General features: G+C 61.6%; 1 protein-coding gene. It reads right to left on the bottom strand.

Annotated features, from left to right (window positions below):
- Positions 1-240 precede the first annotated feature (240 nt).
- Positions 241-1,584, bottom strand: coding sequence for an IS30 family transposase (locus tag GT613_RS15205; protein ID WP_161172728.1), 1,344 nt, complete (start codon positions 1,582-1,584; stop codon positions 241-243).
- Between the last annotated feature and the right edge of the window lie 140 nt (positions 1,585-1,724).

Below are 1,724 nucleotides of genomic sequence, written 5' to 3'. Positions count from 1 at the left end.
CGTTGATTGAATTCTCGTAAGTTAACGTTTATGCAGATCAGAGGGCTGTTTACTTCTACCTTTTCAATTTCGAGGTCGCGGCGTTCCATCTATTACCTGCACTTTTTCAATCGACCGCCTTCGCAGTCCGTTATGTGTAGACGGCAACCGTTTGAGACAGCACCAGGTCAGGCCCGCGTCGCTGGTTTTGAAAGACTGCAGGTAAAGAAATCGGCGATATGATGCGGTGCCCCAGACTAGCTAGATCAGGGTTATCGCGTGAGGCACGAGGTGCGGTGTGAGGTTCACCTCCTTCGGCTCTATCTCCTCGACCCCGTACGCGTCGAGGAGCCCTTGCGGAAGCACGAGGCGCGCCATCTCGACGGGCGCCATCCAGTCCATCTTGCCGCGAAGGTAGCTGTTCACGTGGCTCATGCACGCCGCCATGTCGCGGCAGGTCAAGGCGTCGAAGTTCGTCTTTCCCTTCGGCAGTATCCGCCTAAGCTCCTCGTGGCAGCGCTCGCAACGTCCCTTTTGCTGGCTCTGGAGCGGATCGCAGTAGAAGAGGCTCAGCCGCTTCACGCCGTTCCTGCCGTGCTCGATGCGCTCCGCATCGCTGAACTCGCTCCCGCGGTCGCAGAGGATCAGGCCGAAGGCCTGGGAGAAACGGGGCCCGCAGAGCTCCTGGAGGGTGTCGAGCGCCTCGACCACGCTGGTCGCCGACTTGTCCGGCAGGAGGATGTAGAACTGGAACCCTATGCGCCTGACGAACAGCGTCAAGATGCACTGCGAGTCCCTGCCCTGCCTCCCGACCACCGTGTCCATCTCGACGGCGTTGTCGCGGTCGGCCTGTTCGAGGGCGCAGAAATCCGTCCACCGCCTCCCCTCGAGCACCTCGCGCGGAATGTTGGAGGATTTGGCGGACTTCGACTTCGACCTGGGCTTGTAGCGTACGGCCTTCGGCAGGTCGAGCTTCGACAGATCCCCCGCCTTGGCGCCGCCGAGGTAGTTGTAGAGGCTGCGCACGCCGAACGGTATGGCGCCGGGGTTCGCGGCGAATATGTGCTGCGGGCTCTGGCCTTTGGCGAGGCCGTCCGATATCAGGGTTATCGCGCTCTCGAACGCCTCGGGGTCGCAGTCTATCCCCTGCCTGGACTCGCTGCGCCTGGCGTCGGCTGCGTCTTGGGCCCATTTCGCCTGGTAGTACCTATAGGGATGACGGCACCCGCCGCCGACCCTGCTCGGGCAGGCGTTGCAGCAGAACGGGCTCCTTGCCAGCTTCTCGCACGGCTTCGCCTCGAAATCGGGACAGAGCGAGTTACAGAGGAAGTCCTTGCACCTGCTGCAGCGCGCCCTGCACATGCCCTTGCACAGCCCGCGCACCTCGCAGAGCCCCGCCTTCGAGCAGATGTTGCGGGTTCGGACCACGAGCATTCCCTGGGGGTCGTCGGTCCAGTTGCGCTTTACCTCCTCGGCGACCACCTTGGGCGCGCGGCCAATCGTCCTCGCGATCCACGCTATCCTGTCCCCTCTGTTCAGGCCACGCTCTATCGCGAGCCTGTCGTCGTAGGTGAGTGGGCGCCTACCGCCCTTGGAATCCCCCATGAGGGCCTCCTTCCTGTCGGTCCTTCGCCTACGGGAAGAAGGAAAAGCACAAACGGCCATGGCCACGGTTCGGAATCCGCATTTACATGATTTATGCAAGACTGGAGGTGAAGTTTTTACCTACGAGAATTCAATTTACG

Origin of the sequence: Eggerthella sp. BIOML-A4 (genome assembly GCF_009875575.1) — a bacterium.
Taxonomy (GTDB): domain Bacteria; phylum Actinomycetota; class Coriobacteriia; order Coriobacteriales; family Eggerthellaceae; genus Eggerthella; species Eggerthella lenta.
Note: the sequence above shows the minus strand (reverse complement) of the source record. Positions and strands in the feature narration are given on the sequence as shown.

Bases quoted from the DNA above. Each gene is read 5' to 3' on its own strand.
- GT613_RS15205 (WP_161172728.1), bottom strand. From the start codon at position 1,584: ATGGGGGATTCCAAGGGCGGTAGGCGCCCACTCACCTACGACGACAGG.